Annotated in this window: 16 protein-coding genes and 2 pseudogenes; 5 read left to right on the plus strand and 13 right to left on the minus strand. The window is 67.0% G+C overall.

What is annotated here, in order from left to right; translation table 11 throughout:
- Positions 1 to 55: 55 nt before the first annotated feature.
- Positions 56 to 1,313, minus strand: a pseudogene (locus tag JHW48_RS13615) (integrase core domain-containing protein).
- A 416-nt stretch (positions 1,314 to 1,729) separates the two neighbouring features.
- Here JHW48_RS13615 and JHW48_RS13625 point away from each other — a divergent pair.
- From JHW48_RS13625 to JHW48_RS13635, 3 genes are all read left to right on the plus strand, one after another.
- Positions 1,730 to 3,481 carry a type I secretion system permease/ATPase gene (locus JHW48_RS13625; protein WP_119886611.1) on the plus strand — a complete coding sequence of 584 codons (1,752 nt, stop codon included), beginning with the start codon at positions 1,730 to 1,732 and terminating at the stop codon, positions 3,479 to 3,481.
- Between the two features lie 11 nt (positions 3,482 to 3,492).
- Positions 3,493 to 4,788 carry an HlyD family type I secretion periplasmic adaptor subunit gene (locus tag JHW48_RS13630; protein ID WP_119886628.1) on the plus strand — a complete coding sequence of 432 codons (1,296 nt, stop codon included), beginning with the start codon at positions 3,493 to 3,495 and terminating at the stop codon, positions 4,786 to 4,788.
- A 63-nt stretch (positions 4,789 to 4,851) separates the two neighbouring features.
- A complete protein-coding gene (locus JHW48_RS13635) occupies positions 4,852 to 6,162 on the plus strand; it encodes a short-chain fatty acid transporter (RefSeq protein ID WP_119886610.1) in 1,311 nt (436 codons plus the stop codon).
- 57 nt (positions 6,163 to 6,219) lie between these two features.
- On the opposite strand, the gene rnr is transcribed toward JHW48_RS13635, so the two are convergent.
- From rnr to JHW48_RS13655, 4 genes are read right to left on the minus strand one after another with little or no spacing between them, the layout of a single operon-like run.
- Complete coding sequence (gene rnr, locus JHW48_RS13640) at positions 6,220 to 8,463, minus strand: ribonuclease R (RefSeq protein WP_119887686.1); 2,244 nt, start codon at positions 8,461 to 8,463, stop codon at positions 6,220 to 6,222.
- Positions 8,460 to 8,876: a GNAT family N-acetyltransferase gene (locus JHW48_RS13645; RefSeq protein WP_119887685.1), complete on the minus strand. Its 417-nt coding sequence runs from the start codon at positions 8,874 to 8,876 to the stop codon at positions 8,460 to 8,462. The genes rnr and JHW48_RS13645 overlap by 4 nt, the downstream gene beginning before the upstream one ends.
- A complete protein-coding gene (gene dapE / locus JHW48_RS13650; RefSeq protein WP_170152374.1) occupies positions 8,873 to 10,009 on the minus strand; it encodes a succinyl-diaminopimelate desuccinylase in 1,137 nt (378 codons plus the stop codon). Before dapE ends, JHW48_RS13645 begins: the two co-directional genes overlap by 4 nt.
- The gene (locus JHW48_RS13655) at positions 10,009 to 10,776 is read right to left on the minus strand and encodes a sulfite exporter TauE/SafE family protein (RefSeq protein WP_119887684.1); all 768 of its coding nucleotides are present in this window, start codon (positions 10,774 to 10,776) and stop codon (positions 10,009 to 10,011) included. Before JHW48_RS13655 ends, dapE begins: the two co-directional genes overlap by 1 nt.
- A gap of 159 nt (positions 10,777 to 10,935) precedes the next feature.
- Between JHW48_RS13655 and JHW48_RS13660 the strand changes: the two genes are divergently transcribed.
- Together JHW48_RS13660 and JHW48_RS13665 are read left to right on the plus strand one after the other, a co-directional pair.
- Positions 10,936 to 12,543 carry an acyl-CoA dehydrogenase family protein gene (locus tag JHW48_RS13660; RefSeq protein WP_119887683.1) on the plus strand — a complete coding sequence of 536 codons (1,608 nt, stop codon included), beginning with the start codon at positions 10,936 to 10,938 and terminating at the stop codon, positions 12,541 to 12,543.
- A gap of 78 nt (positions 12,544 to 12,621) precedes the next feature.
- Entirely contained in the window at positions 12,622 to 13,074 is a 453-nt protein-coding gene (locus JHW48_RS13665; RefSeq protein ID WP_170152373.1) for an META domain-containing protein, read from the plus strand.
- Here JHW48_RS13665 and recO read toward each other — a convergent pair.
- The 8 genes and pseudogenes from recO to JHW48_RS13705 all read right to left on the minus strand — a co-directional run bounded on the left by recO (position 13,075) and on the right by JHW48_RS13705 (position 18,792).
- Positions 13,075 to 13,792, minus strand: a pseudogene (recO, locus tag JHW48_RS13670) (DNA repair protein RecO). It lies immediately after the preceding gene.
- Positions 13,793 to 13,846: 54 nt separating this feature from the next.
- Positions 13,847 to 14,773, minus strand: a complete 927-nt coding sequence (gene rarD, locus JHW48_RS13675) for an EamA family transporter RarD (RefSeq protein ID WP_119887405.1) — start codon at positions 14,771 to 14,773, stop codon at positions 13,847 to 13,849.
- Between the two features lie 39 nt (positions 14,774 to 14,812).
- Positions 14,813 to 15,148 carry a DUF1491 family protein gene (locus tag JHW48_RS13680; RefSeq protein ID WP_119887404.1) on the minus strand — a complete coding sequence of 112 codons (336 nt, stop codon included), beginning with the start codon at positions 15,146 to 15,148 and terminating at the stop codon, positions 14,813 to 14,815.
- The gene (gene era / locus JHW48_RS13685) at positions 15,141 to 16,061 is read right to left on the minus strand and encodes a GTPase Era (RefSeq protein WP_119887403.1); all 921 of its coding nucleotides are present in this window, start codon (positions 16,059 to 16,061) and stop codon (positions 15,141 to 15,143) included. The genes JHW48_RS13680 and era overlap by 8 nt, the downstream gene beginning before the upstream one ends.
- Complete coding sequence (gene rnc / locus JHW48_RS13690; RefSeq protein ID WP_119887402.1) at positions 16,058 to 16,747, minus strand: ribonuclease III; 690 nt, start codon at positions 16,745 to 16,747, stop codon at positions 16,058 to 16,060. Before rnc ends, era begins: the two co-directional genes overlap by 4 nt.
- Positions 16,744 to 17,535, minus strand: coding sequence for a signal peptidase I (gene lepB / locus JHW48_RS13695; protein ID WP_119887401.1), 792 nt, complete (start codon positions 17,533 to 17,535; stop codon positions 16,744 to 16,746). Before lepB ends, rnc begins: the two co-directional genes overlap by 4 nt.
- A 56-nt stretch (positions 17,536 to 17,591) precedes the next feature.
- Positions 17,592 to 18,014, minus strand: coding sequence for a holo-ACP synthase (gene acpS / locus JHW48_RS13700; protein WP_119887400.1), 423 nt, complete (start codon positions 18,012 to 18,014; stop codon positions 17,592 to 17,594).
- A gap of 43 nt (positions 18,015 to 18,057) precedes the next feature.
- The gene (locus tag JHW48_RS13705) at positions 18,058 to 18,792 is read right to left on the minus strand and encodes a pyridoxine 5'-phosphate synthase (protein WP_119887399.1); all 735 of its coding nucleotides are present in this window, start codon (positions 18,790 to 18,792) and stop codon (positions 18,058 to 18,060) included.
- Between the last annotated feature and the right edge of the window lie 15 nt (positions 18,793 to 18,807).

Below are 18,807 nucleotides of genomic sequence, written 5' to 3' on the forward strand. Positions count from 1 at the left end.
GTAGTCCACAGAATGACGGTTTCAGGTTAGTATATTCGTCGCACGTCTGGCACAGCTACCTTCGTCTGAAATCACGTGGGTGCATTGGCCCGCCCCTATCGAGCGGTTCGGCTTCAACTTGGTGCATGACGGGTTTTGGCGCCAATGTCGTGGCTTGAGGTAAGGGCGATCCGCTGTCGCGTGACGGCCAGTACAGGGCCTCCGGAGCTGGTGGCCGATAGCCCAGGGACGAGTGAGGCCGGACGGTGTTATAACGGACTCGCCACGCTTCGATCACCATGCGCGCCTATGCGGGGGAATAAAGGATCTCGCCGTTGAGCAATTCGTTGCGGAGCTTCGAGCTGACGCTCTCGCAGCAGCCGTTCTTCCAGGGACTGCTGGGCTCGATAGACGCCGTTTTCGCCCCCACTGTGTCGATTCAATCCCGAACGACCTTGGCGATGAACTCCGGACCGACGCCCATCGGGCTTGAACCGATGGCGCCACGATGGGCAACTCCGAGCAGGCATGGCCCGGCACACCGCGCAAGATGAACAGATCGGTCGGGACATCGATCACGGCAGTCGAGTCCAGCTTGCGTTCGATCCGGCTGGCCAGGCACTCCCGGGCGAACTCGTCGATGACGTTGAGCATTCGTAACCTCCTCCTATCATGCGTCCGGCTCAGGGCGAAGTCGCAGGACCAAAAGTGGTTCGGCCGCTCCGGCCGGAGACGGATCCACGATCCGTCATTCATCCAGAACCGGCCCTTCCTGGGTCGTCCGGAGGGCACCTTCCGCGTCGTCGTCAGGGAAACGCCCCACCGGGGCCTTTCCTGACCCTCCTCATTCCTGCCGCCATATCTTGGGGCACGCTTCATGTTCACGGCCCAGCCTGCGTCCCGAAGAAGAGCCGCGATCCGGTGGTAGCCGTGTTGCCAATATTGGGACGCGAGCGCGATAATGTCCGTGCTCAGCGCGTCTTCGTCGCTGCGGCCCCGCGGCACTTTCCGCTGTGTCGAGCGATGCTGCCCAAGTACGCGACGGGCGACACGGTCCGAAACGCAGAACTTCTGCTGGACATGAGCGATGCGAGGCCCCACAAGTCCCGCGCATCGACATGTCCCAATCGGAGCACATCCCGCGAACCAGTTCGCGCATCCACCCCGGGTGAGCCAGTTGGCACCTCTGGTTCAAGCCGACTGGCGAACGAGCTTTCGGCGGATGACGTGCCTTGCAGCATTTCCCGATCCAAAGCCAGGTCTGCGACGATCGTTTTCGGGTGGCCGTTCTCGTCTTTTAGTGCCCTCAACCAGCACATCTCGTCCGGCAGCAGATCGCGATACCGTTTCTTCCAGTTGACCTAGGTCGCCTGGCTGATCCCGGCCTTTCGGCAGATCTCGGCTCCCGGCATCCCTGCCTCGCCTTGCTTCAGGATGAACGCCTGCCTTGGGATTCTGTGAGCCTCGATGCTTCCACTGTTCTCCTACCCTCTTCCAGCGAAGAAATGTTCGCCGAAAACCCCAGCTCCAAACGGTCCAGGTTCCATGAGGCAAGGCAAAGACTTGATCAATATTGCGATTTGCCAAGCTGCAAGAGTTTTCAACGGACGCCCCCTTGCATCACGAACGCTCATAAATTCCTAAGCCTTTCATGACAGCCTCCAGTCAGACTGGCAAAAAAACTTGGGAATGATATGGTCATTGCGCATTCGGGACGGTCCATCTCCCGTTGGTTCTTAGGATAGCGAACATGGCGCTTGGCGCGAATATCGGTGAAGGGCTTCGTGAACTGCGCAGCGCTCGGGCATCGGGCTGGAGGCTGTTCATTCCAATAGCGCTGTTTTCTGCGGTCGTAAATTTGCTCATGCTGACAGGCCCTCTGTTCATGCTGCAGGTTTACGACCGGGTCTTAGGGTCGCAGAGCGTGGAGACGCTAACGGCGCTGACAGTGCTTGTCGTCTTTTTGTTCGTATTGATGGGTATTGTCGATTTGATCCGTGGACGCGTCATGCAACGCATCGCGGCGCGGTTTCAAGACCGCATGGAAGGCCGCGTTTTTGGTGCGGCACTGCGCGAGGGTGCGTTGCGCGGAGACGAATCGGCCGCGACCGCTGGTGGAATGCGCGATCTCGACTCGGTTACGCGGCTTATCGGATCACCCGTGATGCTTGCATTTTTTGACATTCCTTGGGCCCCTCTGTTCTTGGCAGCAATCTTCATTTTTCATCCGCTTCTGGGCGTGGTTGCGGTTGTGGGGGGCCTGATCCTCGTCATCTCCACCATCGCGAACCGGGTACTGACAAAAAATCCGTTGCAGCAATCGGCAAACTCCGGTGCGCAAGCGCAGCGGATGGCCGATCTCTATCGCGATGAGGGTGAGGTCATCAGTGCGTTGGGTATGCGCGGAGCAACTTTCAAGCGGTGGCGCAAGGCCCGGATCGACTCGCAACTGGGGCAAGTCAAGGCAGGTGACCTCTCGTCTGGTTTCGGTGTGTTCTCGCGGACGTTTCGGCTGTTCTTGCAAAGCGCAATGTTGGCCGCAGGGGCTTGGCTGGTTCTTCGGCAAGAGCTCACACCCGGGGCCATGATCGCCAGTTCCATCATTATGGGCCGTGCCCTAGCTCCCGTGGATCAACTTGTAGGGGGTTGGCCCGCAGTGCAGGCGGCGCAGGATGGCTGGGCGCGCCTAGGGGCCCTGCTGACCAAACAGCGGGCCGAGGCCGAACGGACACCTCTCCCCCGGCCGGAGGGACGGATCGACGTTCGAAATTTGTCCGTTGCCCCACCGGGCGAAAGCCTTGCCACGCTGCGTGGGGTAACATTCGCGGTCGCGCCCGGAACCGCGTTGGGTGTGATCGGACCGTCTGGTGCAGGGAAATCAACCTTGGCAAAGGCACTCATCGGGGCTTGGCCGGTCGGGGCGGGTTCAATTCGGCTTGGTGGCGCAACCCTTGATCAGTATCATCCTGACATTCTGGGTAGCCTGATCGGCTACCTTCCGCAGCAGGTGACCTTGTTCGACGGCACAATTGCGGAAAACATAGCGCGATTGGCTGAAAAGCCCGATGCTGAACGCGTGGTCCGCGCGGCGCGTGCGGCTGCCGCTCATCAAATGATTCTGGATCTGCCGCAGGGATATGACACACTTGTCAGCCAAACTGTCGGGAGGCTCTCTGGCGGTCAGATCCAGCGTATTGGACTCGCACGCGCACTTTACCCCGACCCAGTTCTACTGGTTCTGGATGAACCGAACTCGAACTTGGACAATACCGGGTCGGAAGCGTTGAACACCGCGATTCGCACAGTGAAGTCGCAAGGCGGCACCGTAATCATCATGGCGCACCGCCCGGCAGCGATCAACGTCTGCGACAATCTGCTGGTTCTCGAAGGCGGGACCGCTCGCGCCTTTGGCCCGCGTGACAAAGTTCTTGAACAGATGGTCCAAAACGCAAGCCAGATTCGACAAGCGCAGCTGACTGGTCAGATTGGGGGAGTCGCGTGAACAATCCCACCATTGCCGAGCCATGGCCCGTTCGAGGGTCCATCATCATCGGTTTGACCACCGTGATCGTCCTGGTTGGTGGCTTTCTGATCTGGTCGCTCTCCTCTGAAATTTCAGGGGCTGTCGTGGCCAGCGGCCAGGTCGAGGTCGAACAGCATCGTCAGATTGTCCAGCATCCTGATGGAGGGGTTGTCCAACAGATATCGGTGGCCGAAGGCGACCGGGTCGAGGCAGGTGATCTTGTTCTGTCGCTGGACGGCAATCTGCTGCGTACCGAGTACACGATCGTCAATGGCCAGTACTTTGAGATCCTTGCGCGTCGGGGTCGGCTGGAGGCCGAACGCTCGGACGCGGATGAAATCCTGTTCACGGCCGAGCTTTTGGACGAGGGCAAAGGCTCGCCAACGGTATCTAGCCTGATTGACGGTCAAGCCAGCCTTTTTCATGCCCGCCTGGACACGCTGCGCCAGTCGATGGACCAGCTGGGCAAGCAGGCCGAGACCATCACCTCGGAAATGGCCGGGATCGAGGCGCAGATCGCGGCGCTGGCCCGCCAGCGCGAGCTGATCGGCCGCGAACTGACCGACCAGCAGAGCCTGCTGGACCGCGGCCTGGCCCAGGCAAGCCGGGTCCTGGCCCTGGAACGTGAGGCCGCGCGCATGGATGGCGAGCTGGGATCGCTGCAGGCGGGGCTGGCCTCGGCCGCGATCCGCCAGACCGAGCTGGAGATCCAGCGCCTGCGCCTTTCGGCCGAACGCCGCGAGGAGGCCGAGACCCAGCTGCGCGACTTGGGCTATCGCGAGCTGGAGCTGGCCGAGCGCCGCCGCAGCCTGACCGAGCAGCTGGACCGGCTGGAGATCCGGGCCCCGGTCTCCGGGGTGATCTACAACATGCAGGTGACGACACCGCGATCGGTGATCCGGCCCGCAGACGCGCTGATGTATGTCATCCCGCAGGACCGGCCCTTGGTGATCGGCGCGCGGGTGGCGACGATCAATATCGACGAGATCCAGCCCGGCCAGCCCGTCGCCCTGCGCTTTTCCGCATTCTCGCAGCGCACCACGCCCGAGATCTCGGGCCGTCTGGACCGGGTCTCGGCCGATGCGCTGATCGACGAGGCGACCCGCATGCCCTATTACCGCGCCGAGGTCTCGATCCCGCCCGAGGAGCTGGAGAAGCTGGGCGCGCTGTCGCTGGTGCCCGGCATGCCGGTCGAGGTCTATATCCAGACCGGCAACCGCAGCCCGATGGCCTATCTGATGAAGCCGCTGACCGACTATTTCGTGCGCGCCTTCCGCGAAAGCTGACCCCCGCGTTGCCATTCCCCGGGCCATGGCGCAGCATCGCCATGCAACCCGAGGAGGATACCGATGCTAAGATTTCTGGCCCGTCCCGCAACACGCATGATGGAGCGGTGGCTGCCCGACGCCTTCATCTTCGTCATCGTGCTGACCCTGATCGCGGCGGCAACGGCGATGCTGACCCAAGGGACGGCGCCGCTGGACCTGGTCCAGATGTGGGGCAACGGCTTCTGGGAGCTGCTGTCCTTTGCCATGCAGATGCTGCTGGTGCTGGTCACGGGCTTCATCCTGGCATCATCCCCGCCGGTCAAGCGGCTGCTGCGCAGGATCGCGGGGCTAGCGACCAGCCGGGGCGGCGCGATCGTGCTGGTCAGCCTGGTCTCGCTGGCGGCCAGCTGGATCAACTGGGGCTTTGGCCTGGTGGTGGGCGCGATCTTCGCGCGCGAGGTGGCGCGGCTGGTGCGGGTCGATTACCGGCTGCTGGTGGCCGCGGCCTATTCGGGCTTCGTGATCTGGCACGGGGGCCTGTCGGGGTCGATCCCGCTGACGGTGGCGACGCCGGGGCATTTCACCGAAGGCCAGATCGGCATCCTGCCCACCGCGCAGACGATCTTTGCCGGCTGGAACCTGATGATCGCGCTGGCGGTGATCCTGGCCGTGCCCTTGGTCAACTATCTGATGATGCCCACCGAACGCGAGCAGGTACTGGTCGATCCGGCCCGGCTGCAGGACCCCGAGCCCGCCCCCCGCGCCGCCCGTCCCACGCCCGCGGAATGGTTGGAGACCAGCCCCCTGCTGATGCTGCTGATCGGGATACCGGGGCTGGCCTGGCTGATGATGCATTTCCTGGGCGGCGGCGCGCTGAACCTGAACGTGGTGAACTTCCTGTTCCTGTTCCTGGGCATCATCTGCCACGGCACGCCGCGCAGCCTGCTGTCCGCCTTGGACGAGGCCGTGCGCGGCGGCGCGGGCATCGTGATCCAGTTCCCCTTCTATGCCGGGATCATGGCGATCATGGTCCAGAGCGGGCTGGCCGCCAGCCTGTCGGAATGGTTCGTGTCGATCTCGACCGCCGAGACGCTGCCCTTCTGGAGCTTCATCGCGGCGGGGATCGTGAACATCTTCGTGCCCTCGGGAGGCGGGCAATGGGCGGTGCAGGCGCCTGTGATGCTGCCCGCGGCCGAGGCGCTTGGCGCGGATGTGGCCAAGGTGGTGATGGGGGTCGCTTGGGGCGATGCCTGGACGAACCTGCTGCAGCCCTTCTGGGCGCTGCCGATGCTGGGGATCGCAGGGCTGAAGGCGCGCGACATCATGGGGTTCTGCGTGATCCAGCTGGTCGTGGTCGGCGCAATCGTCGGCGGGATCCTGTGGTGGATCTGAAGCAGGCGGGGGGCCAGCCCCCCGCACCCCCCGGGGTATTTGCGCAACGAAGAAGGATCAGCGTTTGCGGCGGCGTTTGGTGGCGCGCTTGATTTCGGCCAGGCGGGATTTCACGCCCATGCGGGTCGGGTTGCGGCCGCGCTTGCCCTTTTGGGGGCCGCGCGGCAGGGCCTGGCCCTCCAGTTCCAGGAGGTCCAGGGTCAGGCCGCCGGTCAGGGGCAGCGCCTCGGCCAGGCGGACCAGGACACGTTGGCCGATGCCGATCTCCAGCCCGGTATCGCTGCCGATCAGCATCTGGGCATCGGCGTCGAAGTGGAAATACTCCTGGCCGATGGCGCGGATGGGCAGCAGGCCGTCGGCGCCGGTCTCGTCCAGCTTGACGAAGGCGCCGAATTTCTGGATGCCGCTGATGCGGCCCGCCATTTCCGTGCCCACGCGATCCGCCAGGAAGGAGGCCAGGTAGCGGTCGGTCGTGTCGCGTTCGGCGGCCATCGAGCGGCGCTCGGTCTCGCTGATATGGGTGGCGGTCTCGGGCAGGCGTTCGATCTGGTCCTCGGTCAGCCCGTCCTTGCCCCAGCCATGGGCCGCGATCAGCGCGCGATGCACCACGAGGTCCGCATAGCGGCGGATGGGCGAGGTGAAATGCGCGTAGCTTTTCAGCGACAGGCCGAAATGGCCGTAGTTTTCCGGGTGGTAATAGGCCTGGGTCATGGATCGCAGCGTGCTGATGTTGATCAGCTCGTCGAAATCGCTGCCCTCGGCCTGGGCCAGCAGGCGGTTGAGGTGGCTGGTATGCAGCACCTGACCCTTGGCCAAGGTGAAGCCCGAGGCCTGGGCCACCTCGCGCAGCGCCTCCATCTTGTCGAGGCTGGGTTCCTCATGGACGCGGAACAGCAGGGGGCGCTGGCGGCGGATCAGCTCCTCGGCGGCGGCCACATTGGCCAGGACCATGAATTCCTCGATCAGGCGATGCGCGTCCAGGCGTTCGCGGAAGGCCACGGCCTTGACGCGGCCTTCGGGGACCAGCTCGATCCGGCGTTCGGGCAGGTCCAGCTCCAGCGGCTGGCGGCGTTCGCGGGCTGATTTCAGCAGGCCATAGGCGTGCCAGAGGGGGCGGATGACCTCATCCATCAGCGGCTCGGTCTGGGCGTCGGGGTGCCCGTCCGCCCCGGCCTGGGCCTGTTCATAGGCCAGGCTGGCGCGGCTGTTCATCACGCCGCGATGAAAGCGGTGGGCGGTCTTGTTGCCCTGCGCGTCCAGCCGCATCTCGACCGCGATCACGGCGCGGTCCACGCCCTCGTGCAGCGAACAGAGGTCGGCTGACAGCGCCTCGGGCAGCATCGGCACCACGCGGTCGGGGAAATAGGTCGAGTTGCCCCGCGTCCAGGCCTCGCGGTCCAGCGCGGAGCCCGCGCGGACGTAATGGGCGACATCGGCGATGGCGACCCAGATGGTCGCGCCGCCACCCTCCTCGATGAAGGCGGCGACCGCATCGTCATGGTCGCGCGCATCGGAAGGGTCGATGGTGACCAGCGGCAGCGGGCGCAGGTCGTCGCGGCCCTTGAGGGGCGCGGGTGTGGCGGCCTCGGCCTCGTCGATGGCCTTCTGGGGAAATTCGTCGGGGATGCCGTGCTGGTGGATCGCGATCAGGCTGACGGCGCGGGGGGCCGAGGGGTCGCCGAGCCGTTCGATGATGCGCGCCTGCGGCAGGCCCATGCGGTGGCGGGGGCCGATCTGTTCGGCCTGGACCAGTTCGCCATTGGCGGCATCCAGCGTGGCATCGGCACGGACGCGCCATTCCTTGTCCTGGCCCTTGTCGATGGGCAGGATGCGGCCGCCCTCGCTGTCCTTGCGGAAAATGCCGGTGATGCGGTTCGCCTGCGCCGTGATGCGGCGGATCAGGCGGGCCTGATACTGGTGATCCTCGCCCAGAACCGGGATCAGACGGCCCAGGAAGCGGTCGCCGCGCCCCAGTGCCGGGTCCGATTTCAGGGCCGCATAGAGGATGCGCGGCATCGGCCCCGTCCCCGACCATTCCAGCGGCCGCGCGAAGAGATCGCCCGAGCCGTCGGGGGCCAGCAGCTCCAGCACGGTGACCGGCGGCAGCGCCTCGGCGTCCAGATAGTGGCGGCGGCGGCGTTCCAGATGGCCCTCGGATTCAAGCACCTTCAGCAGGCGCTTCAGCTCGATCCGCGCGGCGCCCTTGATGCCGAAGGCCTTGGCGATGTCGCGCTTGGAATTGGCCTCCGGATGCTCGGCCACCCATTCCATGATCTGGGCCTTGCTGGGGATCTGGGTCATGCGATCACCCGCACCATGTCGCGATGCGGGATGCCCGCATCGTCATAGACCGGCCCTTCGGCGACGAAGCCCAGCTTTTCGTAAAAGCCCATCGCATGGACCTGCGAGCCCAGATGCGCCTCGCGCACGCCGCGCGCGATCAGCGCGTCGATGGCGGCCTGCATCAGCGCCGCGCCGAGGCCCGTGCCGCGCTGGTCGGCCAGCACGCAGACGCGGCCGATCTTGCCGATATCGCCCTTGATCAGCAGGCGGGCGGTGGCCACGGGTCGGTCGCCATCGCGGGCCAGCAGGTGGATGGCGTCCGCGTCCAGGTCGTCCATCTCATCGGCCTCGGGAACGGATTGTTCCTCGATGAAGACCGTGCGGCGCAGGGCGTGGCAGGCGGCCAGGTCGGTCGTCTCCTCGATCATCATGCGAAGAACCTTTCCAGGATGCGTTGATAGATCACCTTCAGCTGGCGGACCTGCTGGGCGGGGACGCGTTCGTCCACCTGGTGCATGTGGGCCCCGACCAGGCCGAATTCCACCACCGGGCAGTGATCCTTGACGAAACGCGCATCCGACGTCCCGCCGGAGGTCGACAGGACCGGCTGGCGGTTGGTCTCCTGCTGGACGACGCCGCGGACCATGTCGACGAAGGGGCCGGGCGCGGTCAGGAAGGCCTCGCCCGAGATCTGGGCCGCGACGTCCAGCGCCACGCCGGTCTCGGCGGTGACGGCCGCCGCCCGCTCGCGCAGACGGTCCAGCAGCCCCGCGCCGGTATGCAGGTCGTTGAAGCGGATATTGACCACCGCCGTCGCTCGCTCCGGGATGACGTTGGACGCCGGGTTGCCGCAATCGATGGTGGTGATCTGCAGGCCCGAGGGGTCGAAATGATCCGTCCCCCGGTCCAGCGGCTCGGCGGTCAGCTCGGCCAGATAGCGGGTCAGGGCGTGCAGCGGGTTCAGCGCCTTGTGCGGATAGGCGGCGTGACCCTGACGGCCCTTGGCGGCGATGGTATAGGTCGCCGATCCGCGGCGGCCGATCTTCATCATCTCGCCCATGACTTCGGGGTTCGAGGGCTCGCCCACGATGCAGGCCTCCATGACCTCGCCCTGGGCCGCCATCCAGTCCAGGATCGCGATGGTGCCGTCGCGGGACGGGCCCTCCTCGTCGCCGGTGATGGTGAGGATCACCGCGCCGTCGGGCGGGGTCTCGCGCACGAAGTCGATGGCCGCGCAGACGAAGGCCGCGACGCCGGACTTCATGTCCGTCGCGCCGCGCCCCCAGATGACGTCATCATCGTCCCAATGCCCCGAAAAGGGCGGATGCGTCCAGGATGCCGGATCGCCCGGCGGCACCACGTCGGTATGCCCGTTGAAGCCGATCGCCCGCGCGCCCTTGGCGCCCCACCGCGCAAAGAGGTTCGACGTCTCGCCCCGGTCCACGCGGTGGCATTCGAACCCCGCCCCCTCCAGCAGGTCCTGCAGCAGGACCAGCGCGCCGCCCTCCTCGGGGGTGACCGAGGGGCAGCGGATCAGGCGGGCGGTCAGGTCGGCGGCATCCATCACAGGCTCCAGAGTTCTATGGCACGGCGGACCAGGTTCAACCCGGTCAGGATCAGCAGGATCAGCGTCCAGCGGCGGAACTGCGCGACATCCAGGCGGTCCTGTAACGCAAAGCCCGCCATCATGCCCGCAAAGGCCGGGATGCAGAGCAGCGCCGACAAGGGCAGCGTCTGCGCGTTCAGCAGCCCCGAGACCAGATGCGCGACGAACAGCACCACCGCCCCGATCAGAAAGACCACGCCCTGGACGCGGACCTGTTCCTTCTTGTCGGTGCCGATGGACAGCAGATAGACGATCAGCGGCGGCCCCCAGATGCCCGAGATGCCGCCGTAAAGCCCGCCGATGACGCCCGACCAGCCCTCGGCCCGCCGCCTGTGGCGCAGGTTCAGGACCAGCGGGCGGCCCGACAGCTGCCACAATGCAAACAGCGTGATCGGCACGCCCAGAAGCCCATACATGATCCATTGCGGCATGATCGCGGCAAAGCCCGCCGAGACGCAGATGAAGAGGCAGACCATCGCGATATGCAGCCGGAACTTGCGCGCCGATTCCAGCGCAGGCCCGCGCCCGTCGCGCACCGCCTGCTGGACGTTGGTAAAGAGCGTGGGCAGGATCATCGCGGGCAGGGCCACGGCGGCGGGCATGATCGATCCGAAGGCCGACATCATGATCATCGGCATGGCAAAGCCCAAGGCCCCTTTGACGAAGCCCGCAAAGGCGGTGATCCCGAAGGCCGCCAGGAATTGCCAAGGCTCCAGTCCGAACATGGGCGCAGGCTAACCGCGCCCGCGGGAAAGGAAAAGGCCGGTTTCGCGCCCGCGACGGGTGCGACAGATTAGATCGCCGGGAACAACGCAGGCGCAAAATTGTTGCGCTGCGAATGCGAAGCGGCTAGTCATGCTGCAACGCCGCGAAAGGATGATCCGATGAAAGACATTCAGCACCGCTCCGACGCCGTCCTGGCCGAGCTGGAGGCCCTGCAGGCCCGCGCGACCGACGCGCTGCGCGACCGCGTGACCCAAGGCGGCCGCATCGACGCGGCCCTGCTGGAACGTCATCAACATGCCGCCCATGCGCTGTCCTGGCTGGCGACCTATGTGCTGTCGCTGCGCCAGCTGCAGGCCTGGGCCGCGCGGGTGGACGGCCCGATCGAGGCGCTGATCGTCCGGATCGGCATGGCGGAATACCTGACCCAGATCCGGGGCGGCATCCCAATGAGCCAGACGGAATTCGCCCGCCTGTCGGATCTGGGCGTCGAATGGGACCCGTCGGAGGAGGCGCGCGCTCTGATGGCCGGCAACACCCCCGAGGCGCGGGCCGAGCTGGCCGCGCTGATCGCGCAGAGCAAGGGGGCCGCGACCTTCGGCGCATCCGGGCTGGAGGAGGATCTGGAGATGATCCGCGACCAGTTCCGCCGCTGGACCGATGACAAGGTCGTCCCGCACGCCCATGACTGGCACCTGAAGGACGAGCTGATCCCGATGGCCATCATCGAGGAGCTGGCCGAACTGGGCGTCTTCGGCCTGACCATCCCCGAGGAATTCGGCGGCCTGGGCATGCCCAAGGCGGCGATGGTCGTCGTGTCCGAAGAGCTGTCGCGCGGCTATATCGGCGTGGGGTCCTTGGGCACCCGCAGCGAGATCGCGGCCGAGCTGATCCTGTGTGGCGGCACCGACGAACAGAAGGCGCAATGGCTGCCGCGCCTGGCCAGCGGAGAGACCCTGCCCACCGCCGTCTTCACCGAGCCCAATACCGGCAGCGACCTGGGCTCGCTGCGGACGCGGGCGGTGCGCGACGGCGATGATTGGGTTGTGACCGGCAACAAGACCTGGATCACCCATGCCGCGCGGACCCATGTGATGACCCTGCTGGCGCGCACCGACCCGGACACCACCGATTATCGCGGGTTGTCGATGTTCCTGGCCGAAAAGACGCCGGGCACGGACGCCGATCCCTTCCCCACCCCCGGCATGACCGGCGGCGAGATCGAGGTCCTGGGCTATCGCGGCATGAAGGAATACGAGCTGGGCTTCGACGGCTTCCGCGTGGACGGCGCGAACCTGCTGGGCGGGCAGACGGGCCAGGGCTTCAAGCAGCTGATGCAGACCTTCGAATCGGCCCGCATCCAGACCGCCGCCCGGGCCATCGGGGTCGCGCAGAACGCGCTGGAACTGGGCCTGCAATACGCGCTGGACCGCAAGCAGTTCGGCAAGCCCTTGGCCGAATTCCCGCGCGTGGCCGACAAGCTGGCGATGATGGCTGTCGAAATCATGATCGCGCGGCAGCTGACTTATTTCAGCGCGTGGGAAAAAGATCACGGTCGGCGCTGCGATCTGGAGGCCGGGATGGCCAAGCTGCTGGGCGCGCGCGTCGCCTGGTCGGCGGCGGATAATGCGCTGCAGATCCATGGTGGCAACGGTTTCGCGCTGGAATACCAGATCAGCCGGGTGCTGTGCGACGCCCGGATCCTGAACATCTTCGAGGGCGCGGCCGAGATCCAGGCCCAGGTGATCGCGCGGCGCCTGCTGGAATAAGTGATGCCCGGTCTGGATCGGGCCTGCAAATGGCGCTATTCCGGCTCAGTTCCGATTTCCGCCCAAGGAGCCTGCCCCATGTCCTTTCCGATCCGCCCCGCCCTTGCCCTTGCCGCCGTCCTGTCGCTGGCCGCCTGCAACTCGCAGCCGGCGGGCGATCCGATGGGCGGCATCCCGGCCAATGACTATGTCCTGGTCGGCATCGGCAACGGCACCGTGCCGCTGCGCAACATCACCCTGACCACCCGCCCCGAGGGCGTGTCGGGCCGCGGGCCCTGCAACGGCTATGCCGCGCGCAACACCGTGCCCCTGCCCGCCCTGGCGCTGGAGCCGTTGCAGACCAGCGGCGTCGTCGAATGCGCCGACCGCGCGACCGAGCTGCGCTTCTTCGAGGCGCTGCAGCAGGCCAACGAGATGGAGTATTTCGGCGGCGTGCTGCGCATCAAGGGGCCGACCTGGCTGATCTTTGAAAGCGGCCGCCCGGCGGACCAGCAGACCGACGCCCTGTCGGCGGCGCGCGGCAACCAGTAATCAGCGCGCCAGCCCCCGCATCAGCCTGCCGCGCGCGGCGGGCAGCGGGCGCCCGACCAGTTCGGGCGCCAGCCGGTGTTCCAGGAAATGCCCGGTGATCGCCAGGCCCTGGACCAGCCCATCCCCCAGATTGTCGCCCGCCCCCCCAGCATCGCCGGCAGGGGCAGCAGCCGATCCGCCCATTCCCCCGCCCCCGCCCGGCTGACCGCCCGCCCCCGCTGCGCGGGCTGACATAGGCCAGCCCGTCTTGCGCCCCCGTCACCGCGCAGGCCGACAGGTCCAGGCCGAAACCCATCTCGTCCAGCAGGCGCATCTCCCATGCCAGATAGGCGGGGGGCCAGTCGCCGCCCGCCTCCATCTGGTCCAGCAGATCCTCGGTCCGGGCGGCCAAGGCGGGATGCGGGTCGCGTTCGGGCAGGGCAAAGACCAGAAGCGCGCAGACCGCGTTCAGCCCCGCCAAGGCCAGGGGATCGCCCATCAGCCCCGCGCGCAGGCGCACCGGCTCGGCCGTGAAGCTGCCCAGCTGATCGGCTTGGCGCGCCCGCCAGCGAAGATCCAGCCGCGACCCCGGCTGCAGCATCGCCGCGCGGCGCGCCGATGCGCCCCCCGGCACGACCCCCGCATGGCGGCCGTGATCGGCGGTCAGCACGTCGATGATGATGGCGGTCTCGCCATGGGGGCGGCGGGCGATGACGGTGCCATGGGCCTGCCACTGCACGGGATCAGCGGTCCTGGCGGGGTGCTGCGGGCGCGGCGGTCATGGCGGGCATCCTCACTGCATGCGGCGGGTGGCGTTGCGCCGGTCGCGCCGCCTGCGCCCGGCCTGGCGGATCAGCGTCGCCGAATAGATGGCCAGCGCCGCCCAGATCATCGGAAAGGCGATCATCCGCGCGGGGTCCAGCACCTCGCCGAAGACGAAGACCGCGCAGAGCAGGATCATCGTGGGCGAGATATATTGCAGGATGCCGATCGTGGACAGCCGCGTCAACTTGGCCCCGTTCGCATAGAACAGCAGCGGGATCGCCGTGGCGGGCCCCGCCCCCAGCAGCAGCCAGGTCGTGACGCCCGGTGCGCCCATAGCCCCTTGGCCCGTCCAGGCCAGCCAGACCAGCAGCCCCGCGGCAAAGGGCACCAGCAGCAGCACCTCCAGCGTGAAGCCTTGGTTCGGCCCGAGCGGCAGGCGCTTCTTGCACAGCGCATAGAGCGCCCAGCTGAGCGTCAGCCCGATCGCCACCACCGGCAGCCGCCCCGCCTGCAGCGTCAGCACCACCACCGCCAGCAGCGCCAGCCCCACGGCCAGCATCTGCCCCCGCGACAGCCGTTCCCCCAGCAAAGCGGCGCCCAGGAACACGCTGACCAGCGGGTTGATGTAATACCCAAGCGCCGCATCCAGCGCCTTGTCGTTCACGATCGCCCAGATATAGATGAACCAGTTCACCGAGATCAGCCCCGCCGTCAGCGCCGCCATCGCCAGCAGCCGCGGCTGGCGCAGCGCCGACAACAGCTCGCGGTGGCGGCGCTGCCACAGCAGCACGGCCCCCGCGATGGGCAGCGACCACAGCACGCGATGGGCGATGATCTCGGTCGGCGGGACATGCTCCAGCAGCTTCATGTAGAGCGGCAGGAACCCCCAGAGCGCATAGGCCATCACGGCATAGACGATGCCGCGGGGCGAATCATGATCCAGGGTCGCGTTCATGCAGGCTGCATAAGCTGCAATTTCCGCCCGCGCCAGAGGTCAGCCCAGCCCCTCGGCATCCAGAAGCGTGCGGCCCTCGCGCGATTCGATCTCGATCACCCACAGGTCGGGGTCGCGGGACCGCTGGCGGGCGATGGCGGCGTCGATCTGGGGTTCGGGGCCGGTCTGCACGGCGGTCCAGGGGCGGGTGTCGCTGTCCATGTCCCATTCCCGCGCCCAGAGGCTGGCCGAGCCGTCCAGATGGGCGCATTTCACCAGGATCGCGCCCGCCGTGTCATCCCCCCGCGCCGTGACATAGGCGGGGATGGCCGCCTGCGACAGCCGCGCGCGATAGGCCGCGACCCACAGCCCCGCCGCCAGCCGGGCCTCAGCCATCGCCATCCTTGAAGTTCAGGCCCATCTCGTCATAGCGCTCGGATTCGTTCAGCCAGTTCTCGCGCAGGCGGACCTGCAGGAACAGATGGACGCGGCGGCTCATGAACTCCTCCAGCTCGGCGCGGGCGGCCTGGCCCACGGCCTTGATCGTCTCGCCGCCCTTGCCCAGGACGATTCCCTTGTGGCCCTGGCGCGAGACATAGACCACCTGTTCGACCCGCGCGCTGCCGTCGGATTTCTCCTCCCAGGCCTCGGTTTCCACGGTCAGCTGATAGGGGATCTCCTCGTGCAGGCGCAGGGTCAGCTTTTCGCGGGTGATCTCGGCGGCGATCATGCGCATGGGCAGATCGGCGATCTGATCCTCCGGATAGAGCCACGGCCCCTCGGGCAGGCTGGCGGCCAGCCAGTCGCGCAGCCCGTCGCAGCCATAGCCCTTTTCGGCCGAGATCATGAAGGTCTGGTCGAAGGGATAGGCCTCGTTCATCTGTCTGGACAGGGCCAGCAGGGTCTCGGCCTTGACGCGGTCGATCTTGTTGATGACCAGCGACACGGTCATGCCCTGGCCCAGGGCGCGCAGCTGGTCCAGGATCGCTTGGGTGCCGTCGGTCAGGCCGCGATGCGCCTCGATCAGCAGCAGGACGACATCGGCATCCGACGCCCCGCCCCAAGCGGCGGCGACCATGCTGCGGTCCAGCCGGCGGCGCGGGCGAAAGATGCCCGGCGTGTCGACGAAGACGATCTGGGCGGGCCCGTGGATCGCGATGCCGCGGATGCGGGCGCGGGTGGTCTGGACCTTGTGGGTCACGATCGACACCTTGGCGCCGACCATCTGGTTCAGCAGGGTCGATTTCCCGGCATTGGGTTCGCCGATCAGGGCGACGAAGCCCGCACGGGTGGGCAGGTCCTGGGTCATGTGCTTCCCTCCAGCCGGTCCAGCAGGGCCTGGGCCGCGGCCTGTTCGATACTGCGCTTGGTGCCCGTGCCGCGGGCCTGGGCATGGGCCCCGTCGGCCAGGCGGACGGTGATCAGGAAGACCGGCGCATGGTCCGGCCCGCTGCGATCGGTCTGTTCATAGACGGGGGGCGGCATGCCCTGGGCCTGGGCCCATTCCTGCAAGGCGGTCTTGGCGTCGCGGCTGTCCTTGTCGACATGGGCCAGCCGGTCGGCCCAATGGCGCAGCACGACGGCGCGCGCCGCCTCGAAGCCCGCATCCAGATAGACCGCGGCCAGCACCGCCTCCATCGCATCGGCCAGAAGCGCGTCCTTGCGCCGCCCGCCCGACAGCATCTCGGACCGGCCCAGCTTCAGCACCTCGCCCAAGGCCAGATCGCGGGCGACGGCGGCGCAGGTCTCGCCCCGCACCAGCGCGTTGTAGCGCGGTGCCAGCTGGCCCTCACTGGCGGTGTCGTCGGCGGCAAAGAGCGCCTCGGCCATCACCAGGCCCAGGACGCGGTCGCCCAGGAATTCCAGCCGCTGGTTGTCGGGCCGCGTCACGGTGGCGATCGAGCCGTGGGTCAGCGCCCGGATCAGCAGCTCGGGCCGCCGGAACTCATGGCCCAAGCGGGCCATGAAGGCGCGTATGTCGGCCGAAGGCGTCACTCGACCGCCTTGAAGAAGCGGTCCGACCGCCAGGTCCAGAAGAACAGGAGCGACCGTCCCGCCGAGGAGAACATGATCCTGTCCGCGCGCCCGATCAGGTATTCGGCCGGCACGAAGCCCAGGCCGCCGATTTCGGCCGGAAAGCGGCTGTCCTCGGAATTGTCGCGGTTGTCGCCCATGAAGAAATACTGGCCTTCGGGGACGGTGAAGGTCGGCGTGTCATCGGCCACCCAGCCATCGGTGATGTTCAGTACAACGTGATCGCCGCCGCCCGGCAGCGTCTCGACAAAGCGTTCCTTGACACAGTCGCCGCCCTGCGGGACCGGGTCGTTGACGCAGCGCGGGATCAGCGCCTGCGGGCCCTGCTGTTCCTTGACCTCGATAAAGTCGCCGGCGGGGGCGACGGGCACCGGCTCGCCGTTCAGCCACAGGCGGCCGCCGCGCATCTGCACGGTGTCGCCCGGCAGGCCGATCACGCGCTTGATGAAATCGACGTTGCGGGTCGGGTGGCGGAACACGGCCACGTCGCCGCGCTGCGGTTCGCGGTCCAGGATGCGGCCGCTGATCGGGCACATCGAGAAGGGGCAGCTATGGGCGGAATAGCCATAGGCCATCTTGTTCACGAAGAGGAAGTCGCCGATCAGCAGCGTCTCCTTCATGCTGCCCGAGGGGATCCAGAAGGGCTGGAAGAACAGCGTGCGGAACAGCCCCGCGATCACCAGCGCCCAGAAGATCGTCTTGATCGTCTCCCAGATGCCGTCCTTTTTCTTGGGGGCCGCAGTTGCCATTCATCGAGGTCCTTTTTCTCTGTCGGGGCGTTCATGGTCCCCTGCCCGGTCGAAAGTCAAGCCGCAGCCGGGCCGGGCGGACCGGTCGGGCGGGCCTCGATCACCACGAAGGCCTGCGCCCAAGGGTGGTCGTCGGTCAAGGTGACATGGACGATCGCGTGATGGCCGGGCGGCGTCATCGCCGCCAGCCGGTCGGCGGCCCAGCCTGTCAGCGCCATGACCGGCTGGCCGCTGCCCAGGTTGGTCACGGCCATGTCGCGCCAGCTGATCCCCATGGCGAGCCCCGTGCCGAGCGCCTTGGAGCAGGCCTCCTTGGCGGCCCATCGCTTGGCCAGGGTGCCAGCCTCGTCCTTGCGGCGGGCGGCCTTGGCCAGTTCGACATCGGTGAAGACGCGGTTGCGGAAGCGGTCCCCGAAGCGGTCCAGCGTGCCTTGGATGCGGTCGATATTGGCCAGGTCGGTGCCGATGCCCAGGATCATCGCATGCGGCCGGCGTGGAATGGGTATTTGGGCAACGGAGAAATCATGGCCGTGCGGCATCCATCCGGGCGCGCATTTCCCGGATCGCGCCGTCGAGGCCCAGGAAGACGGATTCCGAGATCAGGAAATGGCCGATGTTCAGTTCGGCGATCTGGGGGATGGCGGCGATCGGGCCGACCGTGTCGAAGGTCAGGCCGTGGCCGGCATGGACCTCCAGCCCCAGGTCATGGGCCAAGGCAGCGCCGTCGCGCAGGGCGGCCAGTTCGGCGTCGCGTTCCGCATGGCGGCCCTCGGTGTCCAGGTCGCAATAGGCGCCGGTATGCAGTTCCACCACCGCCGCGCCGATCCGGGTGGCGGCGCGGATCTGGGCGGGTTCGTGACCGATGAAGAGCGAGACCCGGCAGCCCGCATCGCGCAGCGGCGCGATATAGGCGGCCAGCGCAGTGTCATTGCCCGCGACGTCGAGGCCGCCTTCGGTCGTGCGTTCCTCGCGCTTTTCGGGGACGATGCAGACGGCATGGGGGCGGTGACGCAGCGCGATGGCCTGCATTTCCGGGATGGCGGCCATCTCGAAGTTGAGCGGCAGCGACAGGCCCGCCATCAGCGCGTCGATATCGGCGTCGCTGATATGGCGGCGATCCTCGCGCAGATGGGCGGTGATGCCGTCGGCGCCCGCGGCCTCGGCCAGGCGGGCGGCGCGCAGCGGGTCGGGCCAGGGCGTGCCCCGGGCGTTCCTGATCGTGGCGACGTGGTCGATGTTGACGCCGAGGCGCAGCATGGGTCCCTCCGGGTT

The sequence above is a fragment of the Paracoccus aestuarii genome (assembly GCF_028553885.1).
Taxonomy (GTDB): domain Bacteria; phylum Pseudomonadota; class Alphaproteobacteria; order Rhodobacterales; family Rhodobacteraceae; genus Paracoccus; species Paracoccus aestuarii.

Excerpts from the sequence above, each read along its gene's own strand:
- JHW48_RS13625 (WP_119886611.1), top strand. The coding sequence starts at position 1,730 with ATGGCGCTTGGCGCGAATATCGGTGAAGGGCTTCGTGAACTGCGCAGC.
- JHW48_RS13635 (WP_119886610.1), top strand. The coding sequence starts at position 4,852 with ATGCTAAGATTTCTGGCCCGTCCCGCAACACGCATGATGGAGCGGTGG.
- rnr (WP_119887686.1), bottom strand. The coding sequence starts at position 8,463 with ATGACCCAGATCCCCAGCAAGGCCCAGATCATGGAATGGGTGGCCGAG.
- JHW48_RS13645 (WP_119887685.1), bottom strand. The coding sequence starts at position 8,876 with ATGATGATCGAGGAGACGACCGACCTGGCCGCCTGCCACGCCCTGCGC.
- dapE (WP_170152374.1), bottom strand. The coding sequence starts at position 10,009 with ATGGATGCCGCCGACCTGACCGCCCGCCTGATCCGCTGCCCCTCGGTC.
- JHW48_RS13655 (WP_119887684.1), bottom strand. The coding sequence starts at position 10,776 with ATGTTCGGACTGGAGCCTTGGCAATTCCTGGCGGCCTTCGGGATCACC.
- JHW48_RS13660 (WP_119887683.1), top strand. The coding sequence starts at position 10,936 with ATGAAAGACATTCAGCACCGCTCCGACGCCGTCCTGGCCGAGCTGGAG.
- JHW48_RS13665 (WP_170152373.1), top strand. The coding sequence starts at position 12,622 with ATGTCCTTTCCGATCCGCCCCGCCCTTGCCCTTGCCGCCGTCCTGTCG.
- rarD (WP_119887405.1), bottom strand. The coding sequence starts at position 14,773 with ATGAACGCGACCCTGGATCATGATTCGCCCCGCGGCATCGTCTATGCC.
- JHW48_RS13680 (WP_119887404.1), bottom strand. The coding sequence starts at position 15,148 with ATGGCTGAGGCCCGGCTGGCGGCGGGGCTGTGGGTCGCGGCCTATCGC.
- era (WP_119887403.1), bottom strand. The coding sequence starts at position 16,061 with ATGACCCAGGACCTGCCCACCCGTGCGGGCTTCGTCGCCCTGATCGGC.
- lepB (WP_119887401.1), bottom strand. The coding sequence starts at position 17,535 with ATGGCAACTGCGGCCCCCAAGAAAAAGGACGGCATCTGGGAGACGATC.
- acpS (WP_119887400.1), bottom strand. The coding sequence starts at position 18,014 with ATGATCCTGGGCATCGGCACCGACCTGGCCAATATCGACCGCATCCAA.
- JHW48_RS13705 (WP_119887399.1), bottom strand. The coding sequence starts at position 18,792 with ATGCTGCGCCTCGGCGTCAACATCGACCACGTCGCCACGATCAGGAAC.